The sequence below is a fragment of the Nocardioides sediminis genome, assembly GCF_003047295.1.
Classification (GTDB): Bacteria; Actinomycetota; Actinomycetes; order Propionibacteriales; family Nocardioidaceae; genus Nocardioides; species Nocardioides sediminis.
The window spans coordinates 182,493-206,669 of sequence record NZ_PZYZ01000001.1 but is presented as its reverse complement, the minus strand read 5'-3'; the positions used below and the strand labels follow the sequence as shown (position 1 = coordinate 206,669).

Sequence of the window (24,177 nt, the reverse complement as noted above, 5' to 3'; positions counted from 1 at the left end):
TCAGTCGCAGTTGTCGCAGGCACCCGTTGCGGGGATCGCCATGTTGCAGCGCAGGCACACTCGTGCCGGGCGTGGCGCTTGAGCCTTGCGTTGCCGCTCGACTGTGGCTGCGAGCTTCGGCGCGAGCGCAGGCACTCCGCCGTCGGGCGGTAGATCCGAAGCCCGTGCCCAGCGGTAGCACTGCAACCTTGCTTGCGCGGCGTGGTTCTCGCGCTGCATGGCGTCTTCGAGGGGCGGGATCCCCTCGGCACGGAGGACGGCGTCGTATCCATCGCCGACCATTCCCGTGTTCTTCCGGACGACCAGCGCAGTGAGCGCCGGAATGCGGTTGCGCGCGCATCGATGGACCACGATCTCGAGCACGCCGCCGATCCAGTTCCTGATCGCCATCCGGGTCGTGACGCCCGAACGGCGCTGAATCTCCTCTCCGAGCTCGCTGTACTCGATGACCGCGTGATAGCGCCCCGCCACCTCGACGAGGATGTCATAAGCAGCCTCTGCCCAGACGTCCTTGTTGCTCATGCGTCGCCGGCGTCGAACTCGTTGATGACCTCGATCTGGAGGTTGAGAGACTGGGCGATCCGATCGAGAAACTTGGTCGAGGTCAGGAACCATTCGGCACCTGCACGTTTGGTCCGGGCCGCCATGTGGTCGGCGTCGCGCAGCCACGCGTGGAACTTCTTCTCAGCAGCAGCCGACTCGTCCACCGCGTAGATCCGTAGAAGGATCGGCTCCTCAGGAAGAGCCGTGAGTCTGCCAGCGGATCCCGCGCGGTAGTACGCGTCCTTCGCCGAGTGCCCCACCTTGAGGAACGTCTTCCCTGTGTCGGGATCAACCGGATAGCGCACGTAGTGGGGCAGCGTGTAGACGTAGATCCCCGGAGTGCCCTTGGACTCAGCGACCTCCGAAGCCTTGAGCATCCTCGGCCTCAACGAGCTGAGCCTCAACGTTGTCTGCCTTCGACATCAACTTCTGCTCGAGGGTCTGAAGGTCAGCGCGGAGCTCGGGCCTCACCGGGACAGTCTTGAGCCACTTGCGCACCCGTCGAGCTGCTGCGAGGGCCAAGTTGGTGCTGTTGGGAATCTCTTCGTCGAGCAACGCCTTCAGTGTGCTGCGGTAGCCGTAGACGAAGCCCGGACTCGCGTTGCCCTCCTCCTCTGCTATCTCCAGAGGTGTCCGGCCTTCCAGGTCATATCGATAGACGCGGCCAAGCAGGGTGTCATCGCCCGCAAGGATCGCCTCGACCTCCGCGCGACGGTCGTACTGCGACTGCTGACCGTCATCGGCGTTGCTGATCACGATGACCCCCCGTTCGCGTCGCCGAGACTGATGGCCCCGAAGTAGGCGGAGTGGCCATCCACGCCACGGCTGACATTGCGGTTCTTGATCTTCGGGTACTTGGTCCCGAACCCGGCCTGGCCGGCAGCGCGCTCTCCTGCTGAGCCCATGGCGTAGAGGTACTTGAGCACCATGTCGTCGGTTGACCAGTAGTTCCAGACCGACCCCGTGACGGAGTCGTTGAGCGTGCGCCAGTCACCCTTGGCGCCGACGGCGGCACCGAGGAGGTGGACGTCCTCGAGCTTGGGTGCGTCCACACGGGTGCCCAACAGCTGGGCAGTGGTCGCCACCACCCGCGCGCCGAGACTGTGGCCGACGAGGACAAGGGCGGGCTCGTCCGTGCGGGCGATCAGGTCAGCCAGGACGGCTCCTGTCATGCCGGCACGCGTCTTCGCCACTGTCCACGGGTTGGCGGCAACGTCCTTCGCGAGAAGGAGCCAACCGAACCACGAGGCACGACCAGCGGCCTTCCTCGACGCTGTGCTCGCGGCCCGTCTGGCGAAGGCCATCGCAGCCGTGCTTCCTGCTCCCGCAGCTGCGAGAGTTCCGAACACCTTGAGCTCTTTGGCGCCCCAGTGGACGCGGTAGACGGGGCGGTCCGGATAGCGCTCGTCGATCAGTCGCTTCCAGGTGCCCCAACCATCGTCCTTGTCGGTGAGGAAGCCGCTCGCGACCAGCACCGGCGCACCCGTCCCATCCCGGAGCTTCTGCAGCTTGAACGACGGGTCAGCGCCCACGTAGGCCGCCGTCGCGGTGCCACCGATGACTCCGCCCAGTCCGCCGCCAACGGCAGACACCACAGCAGTGCCACCCGCCATGCCAAGGCCACCTGAGGCAACTGATCCACCGCCGAGCATCGCGAGGCCGTGACTCGTAGCCGCTGCGCCGGTCAGCCCCGTCATGCCGCCCAAGGCCCCACCGATGGCCGGCGCCGCCGCCCATGCCGCGGGCGTCACGACGGCGGCGGTGAGCACGACGGCACCCACCACCTTCGTGGTCCTCGAAAGGTTGCGGGACTCGAAGCTCAGCCAGTCCGACCAGTTGTCCAGCGCACCGACCTGCGAGCCAGCCTTCTCGAAGCCGGTGATCTCGTGACGGTGCTGGGCGCAGTAGCGGGGCTTAGTGACGCCAGACGTTCCACGGTTGGACATGTGCTTGCAGGACGGCGCTGCACAGGCGGTCGTGGGAGCACCGCACGTGCCGCACAAGTAGGACTTCGTCGGACCGCGGAAGCGGCGCACCGCGCGGTGCTCCGCCAAGGAGAAGCACGCCGAGCACCACCCTTGGCGCGACTCGTCGCCCAACTCGGACACCAGGTCGGTGATGACCGCTGCCGCCCACTTGTGCTTCTCTGCCTGCTCCGCATGGCTCTTGCGCTTCTCAGCGGACCTGAGCCTGCGTCGATACGCCTCGTGCTTCGCGTAAGCCCACGCATTGGTGACCAGCGCAGCGTTGCTCGTCAGCTCCAAATCTCCGTGCACGGCAGGCGTGACGTCCTCGAGCGTTCCGGAGACCGTCAGCGCCAGCGCCGCCTTCTCGACCGTGCACTCGAAGCCGTCGCGCCCGCGCGGCTTGTAGGCCACCTCGGCCATGGTTCCCCCCGTCCTAATATGGTTAGTTGCCCTGGTCCTCTCGGATGGCCAAGGCAGGCAGGTTGTCGACGATCTTCATCGTCTCGAGGCTCACCGTGACGATGCGGGCGAGCAGGTCGATGATGTAGCGAGGGTCCGACACTTCCCGGGACCAGTCGTTGGGGTCGTTGACGATCCCGGACGCCTTGTCGGTCTTCACCTGGTAGCGGTCGATGATCCACTCGATGGCCGAACGGGAGCCGAGCATGTAGCGGTACGCCGCCTCGGGGATGCCGCTGAGCTCTATGTGCGAGTTGTAGACGACCTTTGTCTTGTCGGCGACGAGCTTCTTGGTCTCAGGATCGCGGACCTTGGCGAAGGCCATCTTCTGGACGCGGAAGAAGTCGTAGGGGTCGGAGATCGGGTCGACGTCGAGTCCCTGGAGCGGGTACGGCGTCACGGACTCGTAGCCGAGGTGGAGGTCCGACAGCTTCCGACCGGCCTCGACGAACGGCCACGGGTCCTCGACCAGCGGGATGCGGGGCAACATCTTCTTGAGGTCGGCGGCATAGGTATCGCGATACTCCGGGGAGTGCAGCAGACCGTAGACGTAGAAGAAGATGTCGTCCTTGGTGATCTCGCCGTACGCTGCCGCGAAGCGCCTGAGCGCCTCATCAGTGATGTTGTCGACCCGGCGGTGGCCCTCGATAGTTCTGCCGTTCGCCTCGAGATCGAGGATGCCTTCGTCGTTAGCGTGGTACCGCCAACGGGCAAAGAACTGCGTTGTGTATACGAAAGCGGCTACATCGGGAATCTGCGCAGACATCAAGACGGCGGGGTTCGCTTCGGCCCGTGGACCCATCACAACTAGTCCGAGATTCCCAGCCCCATGATCCGGAAAGAACACTGGCAATCTATACCGACGCTCGTTCAGCGCCTTGTCAAAGTAGACGTAGCTCTTGGTGAAGGGTCGATATAGAGCAAAAGTGACCCCTTCTTCGTTAAGTCGAAGTGTCGTTCCCCGGCGTGCCATCGCCTCCAGGCCGCCGCTCCAGGAGATGAGTTTGGGATCACGCGTTGTCCTGGCGTGCAGCCGGTCGCTCTCGTAGGTGTCTAGCAAGCGCTCGACATTGGAGCGAACTTCTGTCGCTGAGTAGTTGTAAGTCCAAGCATCTCTGTTGGTCTTCAGTCCACCCGAGTAGGCGCCAAAGAAATCGATGACTGGCATGAACTTATCAAAGTCGTCGCGTCGCTGATTCAGCCAATCTCCGTGATCATTCGGAGTGATCGCCTGAGCCTCCACACCCTCCAGGGACCCCGCCTCAGCGACCAGGGCCAGCTTCTGCTCACGCGTCAGGTAGTCCCCGATGTCGGTGTAGTGGATCGTGGCGCGCCCCGACCCGCCGGGTCGCTTCACCAGAACGGTGATGGCAACGGTAGCCCGGCTGCCGGCGTCGAAAACCTTGCCGCCCTCTTTCCGCGACTGCTCCCCCGCCGTCCGCTGGTTCCCCCGCAGGTTGTAGACATGGATCGCGTCGAACTCCTCGGCCAGCGTCTTGCGCATGCCGTCGGCGGTGTTCGAGTCGAGGAATCCGCCGTTCGTCACGAATGCGATGACGCCCCGGTCCTTGATCCGCAGGGTGGCCCACTTGATGGCGCGGATGTAGGAGTCGTACAGCGAGTTCTTGTTCGTGGCACTCGATCGCTCCGCATAGGTGGATCTGATGGCAGCGTCCAGCGCCGGGTACTTCTCGTTGGCGTTGTCGTCGTTGGCACTGTCCTGCCCAGCCGAGTACGGCGGGTTACCGACGATCACGGTGATCGGCAGCTTCTTGAGCCTCTCCAACCGCTCGTTGTTCTCCGGGAACACGTCGAGGTCCTGGCGGTCGTTGTCCTCCCAGGACTGGAAGGTGTCGGTGAGGATCAATCCCGGGAACTCGACGTACTCGTGACCAGGATCAGCGGCGTGCTTGCCGCCACCCGGCGCGGCCACCTGGGTCATCACGTCGTAGTAGGTGGTCTCGATGTTGACCGCAGCGATGTAATAGGCCAGCAGCAGGATCTCGTTGGCGTGCAGCTCGTTGGCGTACTTCCGAGCGAGGTCCTCCGGCTTGATCAGCCCGGACTGGAGCAGACGGACCATAAAGGTGCCGGTGCCGGTGAAGCCGTCGAGGATGTGGACCCCCTCGTCGGTCAGCCCCTGGCCGAACTCCTGGCGCAGCACGTCGTCGGCGGACTTGAGGATGAAGTCGACGATCTCAACGGGGGTGTACACGATGCCGAGCTTGTCGACGGTCTTCTTAAAGGCCGTGGCGAAGAAGGTGTCGTAGAGCTCGATAATGATCCGCTGCCGGCCCTCGGCGGTGTTGATGCCTTGGACGCGCATCCGGACCGACTCGTAGAACTTCTGGAGCGTGTGGTTCTCGTCGTCGACGTTGTGCTCGTCGAGCGCGGAAAGCATCCGCTCCATCGCCTTGGCGACCGGGTTGTGGTCGAGGAACTGCGAGCCTTCAAAGAGCGCGTTGAAGACGGGGCGGGTGATGAGGTGTTGGGCCAGCATGTCGATTGCGTCGCTTCGGCTGATGCCCTCGTTGAGGTTGCCCCGCAAGCCGCTGAGGAAGACGTCGAACTCCTTCGCGACCTCCGAATTCTCCTCGGCGAGCAGCGCGTTGATGCGGGTGGTCTGTCGAGTGGCGATGTCAGCGACCGACTTCGCCCAGTCCTGCCAGTAGCGACGGGTGCCGACCTTGTCGACGATCTTGCTGTAGATCGCGTCGCGCCATGCGTCGAGGTCGCCGAAGGCGAGGTCGAGCGCGCCCTGCACCGAGTCGCGGGAGTCCGCGCCGCCGACACCGATGACGTTGATCTTGCCGTCACGATTGGACGTCAGGTCGATCCGGTTGACCATCGCGTCGAAGCGCTCGTCGTGAGCGCGGAGGGCCTGGAGCACTTCCCACACCGCGGCGTACCGCTTGTTGTCCCGCAGCGCCTCCTCGGGCGACATCCCCGAGGGCACACCGACCGGCAGGATGATGTAGCCGAACTTCTTGCCCGGTGCCTTGCGCATCACCCGGCCGACCGACTGGACGATGTCGACGACCGACTTGCGCGGCGACAGGAACATCACCGCGTCGAGGGCGGGGACGTCCACGCCCTCCGAGAGGCAGCGGGCGTTGGTCAGGATCCGGGCGTGGTTGGGCTTGGACTCGGCCTGGAGCCAGTCGATGCGGGTGTTGCGCTCGAGGGCGTTGAAGGTGCCGTCCACGTGTCGGACCTGGCAGCTGAGGGGTGACTCACCGGACTCGTCCTCAAGATTGGCCCGGTCGACGTAGTAGCGGGTGACGTCGGTGAAGAGCTCCTCGATCCGCTTGGACGACTTGATGTTGCCGGCAAAGGCCACTGCTCGGCGCATTGGCTCGGGGTCGTCGGCGAAGTCGTGCTCGGCCTTGCCGCGCTTGGCAAGACCGTTCCAGCATCCGACGATCTTGGCGGCGTCGTCGAGATCGAGCTCGTGGTCGCCGTCGGAGAGCTGGGACTGGAACGTGCGGGCGACGGACTCCTCGTCGACGGTGAGGACGAGGACCTTGTAGTCGGTGAGAAGGTCGGCCTCGACTGCCTCGCCGAATCCGAGGCGGTGGAACTCGGGACCGTAGAGCTCTTCGTCGTCCATCGAGGCGAGGACGGCGTTGGCCTGGCCCGCCTTGGCGCGCGAGTTGTCGTCGTAGATGCGCGGGGTGGCGGTCATATAGAGCCGCTTTTCGGCGCGCAGGTAGTCATCGTCGTGGACCCGGACGAACGCCGACTCCGACTCGCCGACGACGGTCGCACCCGTGGTGCGGTGCGCCTCGTCGGAGACGATCAGGTCGAACTTGCCGCCATCGATGGCCTGGGCGACGACGTCGATCGACTGGTAGGTCGCGAAGACGACGGTCATCGCGGACGTGTCGGCAGCGGCATCCGCCAGGCGCTGCTTCAACACCGCGACGTCCGTGGTCGCCGGCAGCGCGAGGTCGGTCGTGGAGATGTCCTCGCTGGTGTTGGCCGACCGCTTGGTCGACTTGGCGTCGGAGCAGACGGCGAGCGGGCGGATCGGCAGTTCGGCCTCCCCCACCCACTCCCGCACAGTCTGCGACAGCAGACTGATCGACGGGACCAGGAACAGGACGCGGCCGCCGGCGCCGACGTTCTCCTCCGCCAGGCGCAGCGAGGTGAAGGTCTTGCCTGTGCCGCACGCCATGATCAGCTTGCCGCGGTCGGTCTCGCCAAAGCCGGCGGTCACCTTGTCGATGGCGATCCGCTGGTGCGGGCGGGGCACCTTCTTCCCGTGGACGGGGAGGTACTCCGGCGTCTCGAGGGAGAACTGCGACCAGTCGACCCGGGAGTGCTCGAGCTCGCTCATGCCGATACGGCGCACCGGGATCAGCTGCTGGCGGATCGTCTCCTCGGCGTTGCTGTTCCATCTCTCGGTGGTGGAGACGATGATCCGCTCCTTGAAGCCGTCCTTTCCGGACGCGGCGAGGAAGGAGTCGATCATCGGCTTCGATACCGAGGTGCTCGGCGCGAAGAACTTGCACTGGATCGCGACGTGATGGCCGGTGTTGCGGTCCTGCGCGACGAGGTCGATGCCCGTGTCGTGCTTGCCGTTGTTGCCCGGGTACTCGCTCCACAGCCAGACGTCGGAGAACTGGTCGGCGAAGACCGGGTCGACGCGCAGGTAGGCCCTGATCAGCTTCTCGAAGCGCGTGCCCTTGTCTGCCTCGGACGTAGCAGTTGCGCGCAGCTCATCGAGCACGTCATAGATCGTCGACCCCATAAGCATGTTCCTATCAAGGTCCGGCGAGCAGGCGCACGCGTATCACCGTTTCATCGCGCCCAGGGGTGAGCTCGACCTACTCTGTTCGTGCACCAAGGGGGATCTCGTGGGAACACTCATCGCCGGAGGCGGCAGCGGCGCGGTCGCCGCGTCGTCCCATGCCGCCTGCGCACGCTTCAGGCACACCGACCCGCTGCTCACCGGAATGACCCGGCGCGCGCTGGCCAGCCTGGTCGACCGACCCGACACCGGTGGCGGCATCCCGGAAGCGCGCTGGGTGCGGGCGATGGCCTTCGAGCGGGCCGTCAACGACACGTCCTTCGTATCGGAGCTCCTCACTCGCGCTGTGGGGCTGCTCGGGCTCGACCGCCCCACCGCTGTGCGCGTGCGATCGGGCGGCGACCTGGCCGACACCACCGCCAAGGAGCTGGCCCAGGCGCACCTCGCGGCTGAGTACGCCGGCGAGGCCACGATGTTGCACCGGCTCGCCGTGCCCTTCTTGAGCCTCGAGTCCGAGGACCACGCCACGTCGATCAAGCCAGACTTCGCCATCGTCGCCGCCCGCAAGGAGGGTGACCAGGTCGTCGGGTCGTGGCTGATCATGGGGGACGCCAAGGACTACGAGCGGGTCCGCGCCCGGATCGACGACCAGCGCATCCTCAAGGGATTCCTGCAGGTAGCCCTCGGCGCCGAGTCCGCGGCCGCCTGGAGCCGACTCCCGAGTGGCATGGAGGTGCACCGGTACGGTGCGCTGGCCGTGCCGCGCAACGTCTACCTCCGGCCCGAGGCCATCGTCGAGGACCTGGGCGACCACCGACGGGAGGTCCGCGGGCGGGCGAAAGAGCGTCTGGAGCAACTGGCCAAGGGTGAGGTCATCACGGACCTGCCGGCGCACCTGGCCCACCTCGAGGCGACCTTCGATCCTCGGTCCTGCCAGTCCTGCAGCCTCTTTGTCTACTGCCGGGCCGAGTTCCGTGACTCGACGGACCCCGAGGCGCTGCTGATCGAGATCGGGGTCCCCAAGCCGTCCCGCCCGGCCGTCATCGGGCTGGTCGACGGCACCGGAACGGTCGGTGCTGCGCCGGGCTCGCTCATCGCCAACGTGGCGGCCACCCGAGAAGGCCGGGCGCAGTGGACACGGCGACGGCGGCTCGACTCAGCCGGCGTCCCCGGATCGATCAACGTCGTCGTGGTGAAGTCGGACTCCGCGGCTCTCGGTGTGCACGGCATCGCCATCCAGCGCCTCGACGGATCGGGGAATGAGGCGTGGGCCTTCGACACCTTCGAGCGCACGAACGCCACCGATACGCGACACCACGTGATGGAGATGCTCGGCCGCGTCGTGCGGGCGGCCATGTCCGCAGGACAGATGCCCGTCCATCTCGTGGTGCCGGACAAGCCGACCGCCGACGTGCTCGTCTCCATGGCCGACTCGCTCGCCGGCGTCGAGCTCAGCCGGATCCGGTGGGAGCGTGACCTCGAGATGGGGCGACCGGTCCTCACGTTCGACGGCGAAGAGGCGACGATCCCCGAGGCGCTGTCCGAGGACGCTCGCCTCGCCGTGAGCTTCCTGCTCGAGGAGGACCGGGCTCGCGCGTTCAGCCTCCGCCAGCCGGTCGTCGTCCTCCGCGACGTCCTCGCCTCCCACCTGGTCACTGGCGGGCCGATGGTCGACGCCGGACGACTCGACTACCTCGTCGAGTGGGCCGAGGCGACGAGTCCCCTCGACCACCGCGCCGTCTCGGACGACATCTCGTCGCGCCCACACACGCCAGGAGCGCGCCTGGCCAACGCCTCCTCGGACGAGATCCACCGCGCCGGACGTCCGGGCAAGGGCGACCCCATCCAATACCGCAACCTCGTCACGGACGAGCTCGAGTACCGCATCGACATCCTGTGCCGCGCGCTCGCCGTGCTGGACCGGATCGAGGACTCCCGATTGCGACCGGTGCACCGCGCGCTCGAGATGGACGCCCAGGTCGTCTGGGGCCGTCGGCTGGCCCTCGAGGCGTCGGACCTCGTGCGCTTCTCGCGCACCTACCGCTACTGGCGCAACGCGCAGGTGGAGATGCTCGACGCCGACGAGAAGTGCCGCGAACAGCTGGCTGTGCTGGCCGACCACGACTACGCCTCTGATCGCGCCACAGACGCAGGGATGCGGCACGTGGCGATGGCGAAGGTCATCTCGACGTCACCTCTGAGGCTCGACGTGGCCTCACGCAACCTCAAGCACGGCGTCGAGGTCGTGGCGCTGCACGTCAACGGAACGGCGTACGCAGAGAGCGACGAGGTGACGCTCAAGATCCAGGCCGGGAGCTTCAAGTTCGGCAACCTGTCGATCGGACGGCTAGAGAAGGACGACGAGCCCGGCTTGCTCTGGCACGCGAAGGTGACGCCCGGAGTGGAGGTCGGTGACGAGCTCGTGCTCGCGACCATGGAGTGGTTTGGTGTGTCGTTCCGTTCCGGACACGAGCTGGCGGTCACACGACCGTCCGTGGACAAGATGGCGGCCCCCAAGGAGTCGTGCACGGCAAGTTCCTACGCCGAGGATCCTGGCACCCACCAGTGGTGCTGCCGGTCGCACCTGTCCGCCGAGGCCGAGTACGCCGACGACCTCGCCGAGCGCCGCGAGAGGGGCGAGCTCAACCCGCAGGTGTGGCCGCCGCTCATCGACCAGGACCGGTTCGACATCGCTCTCGACGACGACCCGGCCGGCTCCGTCGAGGACGTCGTGATCCCGGACGGCCTGACCATGGATGACCTGGAGTGAGGCCATGACAGTCACCTTCACGCCTCCCGCCGTCTCCGTCGAGGCGGACCACCATTCAGCAGCTGCTGCCGGCAACGTCTCGGCCGCAGCCGAGGCAACCCAGGCGCTCATGCACGCCCTCAACGGGGTCGAGGACTACGACAAGGTGCTGCTCCGCGCCGCCGCAGGCGCGGGCAAGTCGTACGCGCTCGTGACGATGGTCAAGGAGGCGCTGGCCAACCCCAACTCCGCACGCGTCGTGGTCACGGCCTTCAAGAACCGGCAGATCTACCCGCTCGCCAAGCGGCTGGGCGGCGAGCTGGGCAAGGAGAAGGTGTGCCTGTTCGTATCCGCCAAGCGGCTCGACGAGGTGCCCGAGAACGTGATCGAGGCGGTCACCGTCGCCACCAAGACCAGCGAGATCCCCGAGGGGGCGACTCTCGTGCTGGGCACCTCTCACAAGCTCGGCGTCTTCGGCGAACCGCAGCGGCTCCTCGACCGGCTAGGCCCCGGTGGCAACGGCGAAACGCCGTTCGACGTGCTGTTCGTCGACGAGGCGTGGGAGATGGCACTCCACCTCTTCAACAAGGTCGAGCGGCTCGCTCCCATCGCCGTCGGCGTGGGTGACGTCGGCCAGCTGCCACCCATCGACCACAGCCAGAACCCGTGGCGGGGGGACCCCGGCTACAACCCCTACCGTGCGTGGCCCACGGCCTTTGAGAAGTCGACGACGACCTTCGTAGCGGAGCTGCCGGCCGTGTGGCGCCCCATCGGCGAGCAGCTCGGGCTGTGGCGTGCGTTCTACGACTCGTGGGACAAGCTCGACTGTGTAGCCGCGCCCGGCGACCGCTCGCTCAAGCTGCCCGCGCTCTCGGGACCAGCGGCTGACGTCTGGGGCGCCGTGGCAACCGGCCAGCCGGCCCTGCTCGAGGTGGAAGGTCTCCCGGACGCCGAAGCCGCCGACATCGACCAACCCCTCCTGGCGGTCGTTGAGGACCTGCTCCGCTCCCTCTTGACTAACGGGTTCACCTTCACCGAGCGGGAGTACGACGACACGGGCGCTCCTGGTCCGGTCGTCTCCATCTCGTCCTTCGAGCCAACGGGTGACCCGTTGATCGTCATCCTTGCTACCCGTAACCAGGCCGTCGACGACGCAGCAGAGATGGTCGAACGGCTGACCGAGGAGCTCAACCTGCCCGAGGGGCTACTGCACGCGTCCACGGTCGACAAGTGGCAAGGGCAGACCAACCGGATCACGGTCGCCATCCACCCCCTCTCGGGGGCCGCTGGGCTCGACGAGTTCAACTCGGCATTCGGGCGGCTCGCAGTGACCTGCACGCGGGCCACCCACGGGCTGCTGATGCTCGCTCGCGCCGGGCTGGACGACTTGCTCACGGACTCCCCCGCACGACCCGGGACTCCGTTCGGGGAGCCGGGAACACGGGCGCTGCCACGCCAGACACACCAGCGAATTCTCCGAACGTTCAGCCGCGGGGTGTGGAACGTGACCACGCATCACGATGCGTAGAGGCATAGACATGCACGTGTACCGCCGACTCGATCTGACAGAGGGTTGTCGGATCCAGTTCAGGCACTCCGCGTCATGACGACGAACCTTGCGACCAGGGTCGTCAGCCAGCTCGAGGCGTCCGGGCGCAGCGGTGAGGCTCAACTCTTGCTGATCAGCCATCGGACTCTGTCATGAAGTGGTCTCGAGAGGCGCCCCACGTACCCTGCGCTGCTTGCGGTGGGCGACTCCGTCAGCGCTGGTACACATCTGAGTGGGGGGATGTCTGGTGCGACTTCCATTCCGGCGCGCCGAGCTGCACCTGGTGCGTGGTGCCGATCATCGACACGTCAGGCACTCTGTGTCGCTCATGTCAGCGGGGTTCGGTCTCGACGAAAGCAGACTTGGCAGGTCCGCTGCACAGCGTCGGCAGATACATGGCCGCGGAAGGAGTCGTCGTGGCTCATCCCGCAAAGCTCGTGCTTCGGGAGAGCGCCGACCTGAAAAGGCTGGGCTACTTCGACAACACGCCCGACGTTCACGGAATCACGCGGTGGAACTTCGATCAGTCGGGCGGAACCGTGACAATCGAGATCGCCATTCAGGCCGGCTTGCCCGACGTGCTCTTCCGTGCGGTGCTCGCTCACGAGTACGGACACGCACTTCTGGCGGGCAGCAAGGCTAGGTCACTGCCGCTGCAACTGACTGAGGGCTTCTGTGAGGCACTGGCAGGAGCCTATTTGGAGTCTTGCCCGCAGGACCGAGCGCATCGAATCGCGCTCGAGCGGATGCGCAGGAATCCCGACAGCACGTATGGGGGCGGCTATCGCGCGGTCTCGCCCGCGCTTCGCCAGTTCGGGCTTGCCCGCACGCTGCGCGCGTTCAAGGCGGGTGCCGTCACGTCGCTCGGGATACCTCCGCCGAAGTAATGATCACGCGGCAAGCGCGTCTAACCACTCGCGCATGGATGGCCTCGAACCGCTTGCGCCGGCTGCGCGGCTCCACAAAGTCCGGAGACGATGTGTCTGGGCCGCGCTCAAACCGGATACGGCAACAGGCACGTTGGCTGGATCCAAGTCCCCTCCGAGCTGACGTGAGACCAGCAGCCGAAAAGCCAGGAGAGCAAACTTGTATCGATCCGTGTCCAAGGTCGCAGCGAAGCCGCTGCTCGCGTATGGGTCGTGCCAGTCGGGACTGTGCGCTGTCTCCTGAGCAGTGAACGAGCGAGACCCAAGCACTCGAGCGGAGTCGAAGTCGAAGACAGCGACGCGGACCTCCGGATCAAGGCTGAAGCAAAGGTTCTTGAAGGAGACATCGCCGTAAGCCACGTCGGTATCGTGCATCGCGCTGAGCCAGCGCGCCACACAGCGGACGATTTCCAGCCGGTCGGCATCGGTGACCTTGAACGGGACCTGAAAGGCATTTGAGGTCCAGATCGCCCAGTCAAGTGTCCTCTCAATCTGCTTGATGCCGCCCTTCGTGGCGACTGGGAAATAGTTGCTCGTTTGCAGCCTCGGCATCACATAGCCCTCGAGGTCGGTCGCCGACCCGTGCACCTCCTCGGGCCAGCACAGGTCGACCTTCGAAGCAGCGAGCACCCTCTGAACGCGCTCCCCCCGGTCGATCAGTTGTTGGAACTCGCGAACTCCACCGGCTATGGGCCGCGCGAAAGTCTTGAGGACGAGGTCGGGTCTTCCAGACACCGCACTCACCGTCCCCTGTCCGCCTGTTCCCAAGGCGTTGCCAGGGGACAACCGGCCGTTGCCGATCCCGCGCCGCCCCTTGCGCGGGTTGAGCGGGGTGGCGCTCGAAGGGTTCGGCGCGGGGACCTGTGAGGGCGAGGCGGCTGCGGCTGTTGTGACAGCCGGCGTGCTCGGCGTCATCGAATGGTCCGAGGCTGAGGGCACTGGGGGGAGCGCTACCGCTGCGAGCGGCGCACTCGGAGCGGCATGTGAGGTATGCCGTCCGCGACGAAGCAGCACGCGACCCAGGAATCTGACTGAACGGCCTAAGCAGCTCACGGCAGCGTCGGCTTCACTGGAACGAATGTTCTAGGCGTCACTCCCAGCATCTCTGGCTTCGCTTCGGGAGCGTCGAGGGCCCGACGGGGTCCAGCCGGCAAGACCGGCTGGGTCGCTCGGTCTGACAGGGCAGCTTGCCACTCGGCCGCCGTTGGCCTAGTTCCGGCTGGCCCGGCTGCTCGTGCCATCATCCCGCTGACTGGCGCCCCGAGGTGGCCGAGGCCGGACACGTCGAGGCCACGGACGGCCGGTCGCGCATCGAGGCTTCGCGTGAGGACTCGGAGGATGGCTAGGGCTAGTTTGTAGCGGTCCTGGTCCATCGTCGGTGGTGCACCCGGGGATGCCTGCGGGTCATTCCAGTCGATGGTGTCCGCTTGGGGCAGCACCGACGAACGGCCCTTGAACTGCATCCCATCGCAATCGAGCAGTAGGACTTGATTCCGCCCCGACCCAGCCCAGAGAACGTTCGCGAACGAGATGTCGCCAAGAACTGTGCCCGACGCGTGAAGCGACGAGACGATCCCCGCGAGATCACGCAGGATCTGAAGCTTGTCCTCAAGTGGCGGGAGCGACACAGGACCCCACATCGGCCTCGGCTCGGCCGCCAGGTAGCTCATGTCCGCGAGTCTCACTCGACCCGCGATCTCGAGAGTGAAGGCTTTCACCACCCGTTGCATGACGAACCCGATGGGCTTGGCGCCGTCCACGACAACTGCTTTAGGCCAGGCTGCGAACTCGTCGACCGCTTTACCCTGGTGCCTGACCGAGTTTCGCTCGGCCACCATGAGCTGCAGGGCTTGACCATCGAACTGCGCATCATCAGGGTTGTGATACCGCTTCATGACATTCGAGGGAGTGCCGGCCAGTTCGTAGACCGCGCCCTGACCCCCATCAGCGATCTGTGGTCCCACCTGCAGGGATGACAGTTGAACGGTCGTCACAAGAACCGGACCCCGATGAGAGTTCTGTCGTCGTCGAAGCTCTTCACCGAGGCATCGATGATCGTCAACAGGTTTCCCAGTGAAGGCGCAGACCCGGCCCAGAGGCGCGCGAGCTCTCGCTCAAAGGACGGATTCCCCAGCAGTAGATTGCCCACTCCGTCCGAAACCAGCGCGAAAGTCTCTCCGGGACGGAAGGTCTCTCGCCACACGGCGGCTTGCAGGTGGAGCGGAAGCGGGTCCACGGCATTGCTCACGATCTCGTCAGCTCCTTCGGCCTGTCCGAGCTGCGACCATGCGGTATCAGTACGTCTCCACGCAGTCGAGTCTCCAAGCTGCGCGAAGACCACCTCATAAGACCCGTCCGCGCTGGGACTTCGAGACACAATGGCCAACATGAGTGTCGTTGCGACGTCTCGAGCAGCAACCTTCAACCCCCGAGCCTCGTGGGTCAGCACCGCAGCGAGATCGCCTAGGCCCAAGGTTCCGAGGGCCGCCGCTGCGACTACGTCCTCTAGGAGCTGAGGGTTCCGAGTCGACTCACGCGCGGCGATGGAGGAGCCGACGTGTGAATGGCTTGCACTTCCCAGACCGTCGGCAACAGCTATCGCAAGGTAGTCGTCCGTCGCTTCCACTGCGAACGCGTCCTGCCGCACTTCACCCAGGTAGCGATGCATGTGCCCACGAGCCGACACGGCTCGCACCTCAGCGAAGCCAAGGTCCACCCAGTCGAGTGCAATGTCAGGCACATGCTCGAGGGCTTCCGGCGACTGCTCTGCGGTTCGTGGCGGGGCAGCTTGGAGACGACCGGCCTGTCCGAACCTGAACTGCCCGTCCTCGCCGATCACCGGCTCCTCGATCACCGGCTCCTCGATCGTCGGCTCGGTAATCGCGCGCTCGGCGACTTCGAGCTCTCCTACACCCGACAGATCAAAGTCCTCGGGCTCGACGGCCCTAGGTGGTGCCTCCACCGAGTCGACCACGCCGCCAGAGCCCGCCGAGAGCTCAGCCGTCAGACCTTCATGGACCACATGATCACCAGGCGGCACGTTCTGAATTTCAACATGCAGATCGAGGGGCATCATCGCCTCGTTAGCGTCCTCGTTCGTGTCCGTCGAGGGGGCGCTGACGTCGCGGACATCCGCGGGATGATCCTCACCTGAGGCTTGCACCTCAGGCTCGCCGATCGAGCGATGGGTCATCAGAGTGCGTCCACCGAGAGGCTCTTGAAGCCGGGGATCTCGTCGGGAGTCTGGAGCGTCATGCCGCCACCGTCGGCAGGGGTGCTGCCGCTTCGAACGATCGACTTCGTCAGCGCGACCGCGAACTCCTGCAGTGCCTGCGCCGGAGACATGGTGCCGTCGGACACAAAGGCGCGGAACGTTGCGACCGCCGAGATGGTGGCGGGGTCGACACCATCCCCCACACCGAACGCCACGATGTTCGGCCGAAATGGGAATGTGGACGCGGTGAGGTCTTCCCACTCTTGCTTGTAGCTGCTTGTCGGCTGGCCGTCGGTCAGGAAGAAGACGACGGGCCTGTAGACCTGGTGTCCCTGGCTCTTCAGACGGTTTACGTCTGCATCGATCTGGACTTTGACCTCAGTGAAGGCAGCTGCGTAGTTGGTGCCGCCCTTGGTGGCAAGGACAGGCAGGTTGGTTACTTGGCTGAGGTCCGAGAGCGGGAGCAGGACCTCCGCAGAGTCGCTGAACCCAATGATGGCGAACTGCGTCTTGTCGGCAACGACCGGGTTGAGCCCGATCTCCTGGTGGAGCTCCGGCAGCGCCTGGTTGATGGCGTCGATCGGCTTCCCCGACATCGAGCCGGACTCGTCACAGACAAGGTAGAAGGGCAGGATCTGCTGGCCCATGAGGCTACTCCTTAGGACGTCCGCGGCGCGGACTGCTTGGTGGTGAACACGAACACTTCGAGACGGGCGGTTCCAAGGGGCAGGCCGCCGTCCCAGAAGGCGCGGAAGGGAGTCCGGGGTGGGAACAGCGTGCGGTCAGCGCAGGCAAGCTGGCTACCGATGGCGGTCGCTACACGTTGCCCCGCTGAAGCTTCCGGAGCACCTCCAAAGATCAATACGAGGGCGGCCCTTTCCCCTTCCAGCTCCCCCCTCGAATCACGAATCGTCCTACATACCGATTCGCCTTCAACAGATCCAGCAGATCCGCCCGCGACGAGCGCAGCAGCGCTGAACTTGATCGTCCTGGAGACGGGAGCAGTCTTCATTCCGACGATCTGCTTGACCGGCTTCGGTTCTTCTGTCTTCGCCGCTGGCCTCGGCATTGGCGGTGGTTCCTGCGGTACTGCGCTCGCCAGGCCCACCACGAACAGAACCAGCAGCAGGTCTGCGAAGACCCATCCGGCGATCGACTCGAACGAAAGCAGACGTCCACGTCGAGAATCCCTTGCCCGAGTGCTCATCTCGCTAGACCGAGACCTCGCTGCGACCGTTGACGTCGGCCCCCAGCTCGAGCTGGCGCAGCAGTCGCTCGGCAGCGTCGCGCGCGGCCGTGAGCTCACTCACCTGCGCTTGAAGGGCGCTGTCGTGTGAGCTCAGTGAGACGCCGAGAGTCGTAACGGCGTCCTTGAGGTCGACGATCAGGGAGCGGGTCTCCAGGGACGCTGTGGTTGACGCCGCGGTGAACGCCTGGAGTTCCGAGCTCACAGCTTTGTGGCTGCCCGAAGCCTTCGCGACCTCGCCTGCAAGATCTCCAGCTGCCTGGGTGGTGGCCACCTTGAGCTGATCCGTCTGCAGTCCGAGGGCCGCCGACATGTCGAGAAGCGACTGAGCAATCCCTGCCTCAAGCGAGTCTGTCTTCTCACCGATAGCGCTTCCAACATTGGCCAAGGCCGTATCCAGCCCTGACTGCACCTTCCCCAGGACGTGGGCGAGGTTTGCCTCAGCCCCATGGAGCGTCGTTGCGGCGAGGCCTAGGTCACCGGTCGCTTTGGTGGCAGCCACTAGGAGGGGACCGACGGTTGCGCCCAGCTCCTCAGCTGCTTCCTTGAGATCGGACGCAGCATTGCTCGTGTCCTCATGTGCCTGACGCAGCTGGCGGACTGAACGTTTGATCAATGCCTCAACGTGTCCCGGCGTGTCGGACCGACGCTGGTTGAGGTGACGTTGAGCGGCCGTCAGCGCCTCCGTAAGACGGGCTTCGCATTCAGCCTGCTCGCCGTCCTCCTTGGCAACTGCCTGTTGCGCCACCCAGCGATGGGCCACGATGCAGATGACCGCAAATACGATCAACGACAGCGACACCATCGCCATCGGAACAAGCCGGTGAAGCCGCTCGATGACGCCATCGAGCCGTCCGTCGAATCCACCGGTCCATAGAGCGAGGAAGGTGCGGCCGCCCTCATCACCATCAGCCAATAGATCGTGGTACGCGCTCGTCGCCGAGTGCAGGCTCCACCAGGTCCAGGCGATGGGCAAGAACACTGAAATGCCAGCCGCCATCCCCCACAGCGTCTCCGCACGGGACTGGTGCCGCACGGCGACGGTGGAAGCGGGGGGAAACGCCGCGAAAAGATCGACGCCTGTCCAGCTGTCGTCGTCCTCATCCGCGACGGCAGACGACAGCGATCGCAGGTCGTCGGCACGTCCTGCGTATCTCGAGTCGGCGACGATCGCGTTCAAGCGCGTGACTACGTCAGGTGACATGGCAATCAACGGGCCCTTCCCCCACTAAGGCTCCCTCGACACCATGCAGAGAGCGAGCGTCAGCACGATACGACGGCTGACGAGACGAGACCTGGCAAACCGGGAAACTGGGCCAGCACCCCGGGACATAGGTGCAAAGGGTGCTTCTCGCCCAACAAACGACGCGCATCCTTGCGAGGATGCTCAGAACTTGTTGCTCTTCCCGAGGTTGCATGGTTCGCACAGCGTCTGAAGGTTTTCGAGGACGGTCTTCCCGCCCTTGCTCACGGGAACGATGTGGTCCACGTGAAGCACAGCACCGTGGATCTTCGCGCTTGCCCCGCAACCCCTGCAACGCGAGTCGTCGCGGTTCAAGACCGCGAAACGCAGGCGGGCTGTCATGCGGTTGCGCTCCTGCTGACGAAGGAACGCTGTCGTGGTCTGAGCTTCGCGGATCGTCCGCATCTCCTGGAGGCCCGCAGCAAGCTGCTCGAAGTCCCAGTCCCGGGATTTGCGGTACGAGTTCCTGCCCTGCGGAGTCGTGTACGAGACCGAGCAACGTACCTGTGCGTGGCACGCCGGCTCAGGCAGGCGCTGCCTGGAGAAAAGCTTCCGCTCGATGCGCTCGAATGTGGCGGCACTCAGACGCTTTGACAGTGTCCGACCGAGCGCCGCCGCTTCGAGCTGATCGAGCTCTCGTTTGTACCGACTGTAGATGCCAACATCCCGTCGGTGCAGGTCGAGCGCGAGCCCTACTTCTTGCTCGAGTCCTATGAGTCTCTCCAGAAAGAACTTGTGAAGGTCGTATCGGTCGAACTTCGATTTGGAAGTGACCCTGTCCTCCCAGGCGTAGGAGATCGGGGCGGGGTAGCGCAGTTGCGCCGCGAAGCGTTCGTTCAACGCCACGAGCCGAGCCAGTGCGTCACTCTCCGCGGTTACGATCGCACGGCGCTTGGAGGCAAGCGTGACTGCGGCAGCGATCCCGACGCTAGCGAAAACGCCTAGGACCAGAAGGACTGTCGACTCTGCACTCACGCGCGCAGGCTAATCGCGCAGCGACGCCCCGTCTCAGGATTGCGAGGACGACCGCTCGAAGTTGGGTGTAGTGACGCGGCGGCCGACTTGGCCCCGATGGGCGAATGCACGAGACTGTGGCACCTTCGGACCACGGTTACCAGTTCAGAGAGTCAGCAGTCGACATGACGCTGCGCCGCGCGGAGTCACCCAGCAGGGCGCGTTCGTTCGGCACGCCGTTCGGGTTTAAGGTACGGCAACTACTTCCAGTCCATGATGCGCGCGGTGATAGCTGAAGTTATTCCCATCCAATTTATGAGCGTCGTTGATATGCAGAACACCTATCAGGGTTCCATCATGGGTTCGGACTTGGAAATCCTCGTCAACGAAGATTCCACCCTTGTCGAATGCCGCGTGATGATTAGGACACATGCAGAGAATGTTGCCCATGACGTCAGGACCGTGATGTGGCTTGCCCAGCGGTCGCACGTGTGCGCCTTCGGAGTAGTAGCCAGTGCTTGTAGCAAGCTTGGTACCACACAGCTGACAAGTGTTGTCGTACATCATCTTGACTGCAGCGGTGATCTTCGTGTCCCGAATGACACGTTCGGTGACCACGACCTTGCTTCCAGGATCAGTTTGGCCGGCGGGCAGGACGAGCATGAGCGGTTGATGGAAGAACGGGTCGACAAGGTGACTCGAGGGCCCGGAAGCACTGCTCGCCGCGACGCCTGAGCCCAGGTCCTTCCTCACGTACGCCTCGGCGTTCGCCTCACGATTCTCTGAAGGCGTGTAGCTGGAGGCTTCCTCGGGCGTGAGCTGCACGAGATGAAACATCCACCGCAGGTAGCCATCACCCGAATGTTTCAGCGGGTAGTGTTTCGTCACCTTGTAGAGACCGTCATAGCGGTACCCGGCGGCCGGCGAAAAGGGACTGTCGTGGCCGGACCCTCGAATTATCCGCAGAGGCTGACCCGTTAGCTGGCTTGTCACGAGTGCAGCGTTATCACTTAGACCGAGGTCTTGGTCTGCGATGTGCGGGCCACGCGGGTTCGACGGGTCCTGCCCGCCGCGACCCGTGTAGAAGATCTCGTGGCCATAGTCCTCATCGGTGTCATACCCGCCAGACAGCACAATCGAAGCGCACCCAACTTTTCGATTGCCCGCAATGCCTTGCTGACGCACCTGATGGACGCCAGCACGAGCAGCGGCCGCACGATTTGGGTAGGCGGTCCCAACTGGCTCACCCGGCAGCTCGCCGAAGAAGTAATCGGCCATCAGTCGCCGATCTCGACAAGGAGATCAGTCCAGGAGACGTCGAGCGCCGTTGTGACGGCGTGGAGCGTTCCAAGTGTCGGGTTGGCCGTCGCGGCCTCGATCCGCCGCACTACTTGAACCGAGACCTGAGCTCTACTCGCCAAGTCCTCCTGCGTCAGCCCCGCGGCCTCTCGGCGGGAGCGGAGAGCAGTCGCTAGGGATCTAGCGGTGGATGCTGGAAGAGGCCGGTGAGAGCCGGTCTTGGTATTCGGCACGCACCAACCCTTGTGGAGTCACTGCAGCCTCACGAGAACATATATGTTCTCTCGCCGATTAGGCTCTTCTCGTCATCTCCCTGCTTCTTCCCGAGACTGAAAGGAGGGCCGGGGTCCTTAGATCCTGGCCCTCCCCTCTCGCAGATCATCAGCTGCAGCCGCTGGTGCTCCCGCATCCCTCGCAGACGTAGCACGAGCCAGCCGGCCGCATCTTGGTGCCGCAGGTCATGCAGAGCGGCGAGTCGACCGCCGTACCGGTGATCTTCTCGAGCAGCTCGGCGGAGGTGTGCGCCTCGCCGGCGGTGACGTGAGCCGGGACCTCGCGGGCCTCGGAGCCGTGCGTGTCCTTGGTCTCCACGTCGAGGACTTCGTGGGTCTCGACGAGCTCGGCGGCCGAGCCGGTCTCCTCCACGATCGGCTCGTAGGAGCCGGTCTCGAGGTGACGCTGGCGCTCCTCGGCGGAGTAGATGCCGAGCATCGAGCGCTCCTCGAAGGACAGGTAGTCCAGGGCGAGGCGGCGGAAGATGTAGTCCATGATCGACTGCGACATCCGCACGTCCGGGTCGTCGGTGAGGCCGGCGGGCTCGAAGCGCAGGTTGGTGAACTTCGAGACGTAGGTCTCCAACGGGACGCCGTACTGCAGGCCGATCGAGACAGCGATCGAGAAGGCGTCCATGACGCCGGCCAGGGTCGAGCCCTGCTTGCCGAGCTTGAGGAAGACCTCGCCCAGCTCGCCGTCGTCGTGGGCACCCGAGGTCATGTAGCCCTCGGCGCCGCCGACCGTGAAGGACGTCGTGCGGGAGACGCGCGACTTGGGGAGGCGCTTGCGGGTCGGGGCGTAGACGACCTTCTCGATGACCTTGGTCGCCTCGGCCTCGGCGGCGTCCGCGGCGTCGGCCGCGTCCTTCTTGGCCTTGCCGCCACCGTCGGAGAGCGGCTGGCCGACCTTGCAGTTGTCGCGGTAGATCGCGGTCGCCTTGAGGCCGAGCTTCCAGGACTGCATGTAGACGTCCTCGATCTCCTCCACGGTCGCGCTCTCGGGGAGGTTGACCGTCTTGGAGATGGCGCCGGAGAGGAACGGCTGGGCGGCCGCCATCATCCGCACGTGGCCCATCGGCTTGAGCGCGCGGGCGCCCATCGCGGTGTCGAAGACCTCGTAGTGCTCGGTCTTGAGGCCCGGGGCGTCGATCACGTGGCCGTGCTCGGCGATGTAGGCGACGATCGCCTCGACCTGCTCGGGCTGGTAGCCGAGCTTCTTCAGCGCCCGCGGGATCGTCTGGTTGACGATCTGCATGGAGCCGCCGCCGACGAGCTTCTTGAACTTCACCAGGGAGAAGTCGGGCTCGATGCCGGTGGTGTCGCAGTCCATCATGAAGCCGATGGTGCCGGTCGGCGCGAGCACCGAGGCCTGCGCGTTGCGAAAGCCGTTCTTCTCACCGGTCTTGATCACGTCGGCCCAGGCCTGGGTGGCGAGCTTGAGCACGCGGCCGTCCTCGGTGTGCAGCACGCGCACCTGGTCGTTGGCGGCCTGGTGCTTGCGCATGACCCGCTTGTGGGCCTCGGCGTTGCGCTGGTAGCCGGCGTAGGGGCCGACGATGCCGGCGAGCTCGGCCGAGCGCTTGTACGACGTACCGGTCATGAGCGACGTGATCGCGGCGGCCATGGAGCGGCCACCCTCGGAGTCGTAGCCCAGGCCCATGGCCATCAGCAGGGCGCCGAGGTTGGCGTAGCCGATGCCGAGCTGGCGGTAGTCGCGGGTGGTCTCACCGATCGACTCGGTCGGGAAGTCGGCGAAGCAGATGGAGATGTCCATCGCGGTGATGATGAACTCGACGGCCTTGGCGAAGAGCGCGGCGTCGAAGGTGTCGTCGTCCTTGAGGAACTTGAGCAGGTTGAGCGACGCCAGGTTGCACGAGGAGTTGTCGAGCGACATGTACTCCGAGCACGGGTTGGACGCGGTGATGCGGCCGGTCTCGGGGTTGGTGTGCCAGTCGTTGATCGTGTCGTCGTACTGCAGGCCCGGGTCGGCGCACTCCCACGCGGCCTGGCTTATCTTCTTGAACAGGTCGCGGGCGTCGACGGTCTCGATGACCTCGCCGGTGCCGCGGGCACGCAGGCCGAACTCGGTGCCCTCCTCGACCGCGCGCATGAACTCGTCGCTGACGCGGACGGAGTTGTTGGCGTTCTGGTACTGCACGGAGGTGATGTCGGCGCCGCCGAGGTCCATGTCGAAGCCGGCGTCGCGCAGCGCGCGGATCTTGTCCTCCTCGCGCGCCTTGGTCATCACGAACTCCTCGATGTCCGGGTGGTCGACGTCGAGGACGACCATCTTGGCCGCGCGACGCGTGGCGCCGCCCGACTTGATGGTGCCCGCCGAGGCGTCGGCGCCGCGCATGAAGGAGACCGGGCCGCTCGCCGTACCACCGGAGGAGAGGAGCTCCTTGGAGGAGCGGATGCGGGAGAGGTTGAGGCCGGCACCGGAGCCGCCCTTGAAGATGAAGCCCTCCTCCTTGTACCAGTTGAGGATCGAGTCCATCGAGTCGTCGACCGAGAGGATGAAGCAGGCCGAGACCTGCTGCGGCGAGGGCGTGCCGACGTTGAACCACACGGGAGAGTTGAAGGAGAAGTACTGGTTGACCAGCAGCCAGGTCAGCTCGTGCTCGAAGACCTCGGCGTCGGCGTCGGTCGCGAAGTAGCCGTGGTCGATGCCGGCCTTGGTGTAGGTCTTCACGATCCGGTCGATGAGCTGCTTGAGGCTCCACTCGCGGGCGTCGGTGCCGACGGCGCCGCGGAAGTACTTGCTGGTGACGATCGTGGAGGCGTTGACCGACCAGAAGTCGGGGAACTCCACGCCACGCTGCTCGAAGACGGTGTCGCCGGTCTTCCAGTTGGTCTGGACGACGTCGCGACGCTCCCAGGTGATGGCGTCGTAGGGGTGGGTGCCCTCGGTGCTGAAGACGCGCTCCAGCGTGAGGCCCTTGCCCTTCGCCTTGGCCTTGGAGCGGGTGCTCACCGTCTCGGTCATGGGTTCTCCTGATCCCT

Annotated in this window: 17 protein-coding genes; 3 read left to right on the top strand and 14 right to left on the bottom strand. The window is 65.2% G+C overall.

Annotation, left to right across the window (positions count from 1 at the left end):
- From DAI17_RS00950 to DAI17_RS00930, 5 genes are read right to left on the bottom strand one after another with little or no spacing between them, the layout of a single operon-like run.
- Nucleotides 1–522, bottom strand: a complete 522-nt coding sequence (locus DAI17_RS00950) for a hypothetical protein (protein WP_107771029.1) — start codon at nt 520–522, stop codon at nt 1–3.
- On the bottom strand, nt 519–920 hold the full coding sequence (locus tag DAI17_RS00945; RefSeq protein WP_107771028.1) for a GIY-YIG nuclease family protein: 402 nt from the start codon (nt 918–920) through the stop codon (nt 519–521). Before DAI17_RS00945 ends, DAI17_RS00950 begins: the two co-directional genes overlap by 4 nt.
- Nucleotides 895–1,299, bottom strand: a complete 405-nt coding sequence (locus tag DAI17_RS00940; RefSeq protein ID WP_107771027.1) for a hypothetical protein — start codon at nt 1,297–1,299, stop codon at nt 895–897. The genes DAI17_RS00945 and DAI17_RS00940 overlap by 26 nt, the downstream gene beginning before the upstream one ends.
- Nucleotides 1,296–2,930, bottom strand: a complete 1,635-nt coding sequence (locus tag DAI17_RS00935) for a DUF726 domain-containing protein (RefSeq protein ID WP_107771026.1) — start codon at nt 2,928–2,930, stop codon at nt 1,296–1,298. The genes DAI17_RS00940 and DAI17_RS00935 overlap by 4 nt, the downstream gene beginning before the upstream one ends.
- A 22-nt stretch (nt 2,931–2,952) precedes the next feature.
- Nucleotides 2,953–7,722, bottom strand: coding sequence for a DEAD/DEAH box helicase (locus DAI17_RS00930; RefSeq protein ID WP_107771701.1), 4,770 nt, complete (start codon nt 7,720–7,722; stop codon nt 2,953–2,955).
- Between the two features lie 106 nt (nt 7,723–7,828).
- Between DAI17_RS00930 and DAI17_RS00925 the strand changes: the two genes are divergently transcribed.
- From DAI17_RS00925 to DAI17_RS20815, 3 genes are all read left to right on the top strand, one after another.
- Entirely contained in the window at nt 7,829–10,492 is a 2,664-nt protein-coding gene (locus tag DAI17_RS00925) for a hypothetical protein (protein WP_199904872.1), read from the top strand.
- Nucleotides 10,493–10,496: 4 nt separating this feature from the next.
- The gene (locus tag DAI17_RS00920) at nt 10,497–11,999 is read left to right on the top strand and encodes a DEAD/DEAH box helicase family protein (RefSeq protein WP_107771025.1); all 1,503 of its coding nucleotides are present in this window, start codon (nt 10,497–10,499) and stop codon (nt 11,997–11,999) included.
- Between the two features lie 437 nt (nt 12,000–12,436).
- The gene (locus DAI17_RS20815; RefSeq protein WP_159081271.1) at nt 12,437–12,907 is read left to right on the top strand and encodes a protein DA1; all 471 of its coding nucleotides are present in this window, start codon (nt 12,437–12,439) and stop codon (nt 12,905–12,907) included.
- Nucleotides 12,908–12,910: 3 nt separating this feature from the next.
- On the opposite strand, the gene DAI17_RS00910 is transcribed toward DAI17_RS20815, so the two are convergent.
- The 9 genes from DAI17_RS00910 to DAI17_RS00870 all read right to left on the bottom strand — a co-directional run bounded on the left by DAI17_RS00910 (nt 12,911) and on the right by DAI17_RS00870 (nt 24,160).
- Nucleotides 12,911–13,861 carry a hypothetical protein gene (locus DAI17_RS00910; protein WP_159081270.1) on the bottom strand — a complete coding sequence of 317 codons (951 nt, stop codon included), beginning with the start codon at nt 13,859–13,861 and terminating at the stop codon, nt 12,911–12,913.
- Nucleotides 13,862–13,995: 134 nt separating this feature from the next.
- Nucleotides 13,996–14,910, bottom strand: a complete 915-nt coding sequence (locus tag DAI17_RS00905; protein ID WP_159081269.1) for a hypothetical protein — start codon at nt 14,908–14,910, stop codon at nt 13,996–13,998.
- A 26-nt stretch (nt 14,911–14,936) separates the two neighbouring features.
- Nucleotides 14,937–16,139, bottom strand: a complete 1,203-nt coding sequence (locus DAI17_RS00900; protein ID WP_107771021.1) for a protein phosphatase 2C domain-containing protein — start codon at nt 16,137–16,139, stop codon at nt 14,937–14,939.
- Nucleotides 16,139–16,807: a vWA domain-containing protein gene (locus tag DAI17_RS00895; RefSeq protein ID WP_107771020.1), complete on the bottom strand. Its 669-nt coding sequence runs from the start codon at nt 16,805–16,807 to the stop codon at nt 16,139–16,141. The genes DAI17_RS00900 and DAI17_RS00895 overlap by 1 nt, the downstream gene beginning before the upstream one ends.
- A 564-nt stretch (nt 16,808–17,371) precedes the next feature.
- The gene (locus tag DAI17_RS00890; protein WP_159081268.1) at nt 17,372–18,586 is read right to left on the bottom strand and encodes a hypothetical protein; all 1,215 of its coding nucleotides are present in this window, start codon (nt 18,584–18,586) and stop codon (nt 17,372–17,374) included.
- A gap of 207 nt (nt 18,587–18,793) precedes the next feature.
- The gene (locus DAI17_RS00885; RefSeq protein ID WP_107771018.1) at nt 18,794–19,624 is read right to left on the bottom strand and encodes an HNH endonuclease; all 831 of its coding nucleotides are present in this window, start codon (nt 19,622–19,624) and stop codon (nt 18,794–18,796) included.
- 225 nt (nt 19,625–19,849) lie between these two features.
- The gene (locus DAI17_RS00880; protein ID WP_107771017.1) at nt 19,850–20,881 is read right to left on the bottom strand and encodes a YDG/SRA domain-containing protein; all 1,032 of its coding nucleotides are present in this window, start codon (nt 20,879–20,881) and stop codon (nt 19,850–19,852) included.
- Nucleotides 20,881–21,135, bottom strand: coding sequence for a helix-turn-helix transcriptional regulator (locus DAI17_RS21750; RefSeq protein ID WP_107771016.1), 255 nt, complete (start codon nt 21,133–21,135; stop codon nt 20,881–20,883). The genes DAI17_RS00880 and DAI17_RS21750 overlap by 1 nt, the downstream gene beginning before the upstream one ends.
- A gap of 148 nt (nt 21,136–21,283) precedes the next feature.
- The gene (locus tag DAI17_RS00870; RefSeq protein WP_107771015.1) at nt 21,284–24,160 is read right to left on the bottom strand and encodes a vitamin B12-dependent ribonucleotide reductase; all 2,877 of its coding nucleotides are present in this window, start codon (nt 24,158–24,160) and stop codon (nt 21,284–21,286) included.
- Nucleotides 24,161–24,177: the final 17 nt, after the last annotated feature.

Excerpts from the sequence above, each read along its gene's own strand:
- DAI17_RS00950 (WP_107771029.1), bottom strand. The coding sequence starts at position 522 with ATGAGCAACAAGGACGTCTGGGCAGAGGCTGCTTATGACATCCTCGTC.
- DAI17_RS00900 (WP_107771021.1), bottom strand. The coding sequence starts at position 16,139 with ATGACCCATCGCTCGATCGGCGAGCCTGAGGTGCAAGCCTCAGGTGAG.
- DAI17_RS00920 (WP_107771025.1), top strand. The coding sequence starts at position 10,497 with ATGACAGTCACCTTCACGCCTCCCGCCGTCTCCGTCGAGGCGGACCAC.
- DAI17_RS00935 (WP_107771026.1), bottom strand. The coding sequence starts at position 2,930 with ATGGCCGAGGTGGCCTACAAGCCGCGCGGGCGCGACGGCTTCGAGTGC.
- DAI17_RS00930 (WP_107771701.1), bottom strand. The coding sequence starts at position 7,722 with ATGGGGTCGACGATCTATGACGTGCTCGATGAGCTGCGCGCAACTGCT.
- DAI17_RS00880 (WP_107771017.1), bottom strand. The coding sequence starts at position 20,881 with ATGGCCGATTACTTCTTCGGCGAGCTGCCGGGTGAGCCAGTTGGGACC.
- DAI17_RS00895 (WP_107771020.1), bottom strand. The coding sequence starts at position 16,807 with ATGGGCCAGCAGATCCTGCCCTTCTACCTTGTCTGTGACGAGTCCGGC.
- DAI17_RS00910 (WP_159081270.1), bottom strand. The coding sequence starts at position 13,861 with ATGACGCCGAGCACGCCGGCTGTCACAACAGCCGCAGCCGCCTCGCCC.
- DAI17_RS00945 (WP_107771028.1), bottom strand. The coding sequence starts at position 920 with ATGCTCAAGGCTTCGGAGGTCGCTGAGTCCAAGGGCACTCCGGGGATC.
- DAI17_RS00870 (WP_107771015.1), bottom strand. The coding sequence starts at position 24,160 with ATGACCGAGACGGTGAGCACCCGCTCCAAGGCCAAGGCGAAGGGCAAG.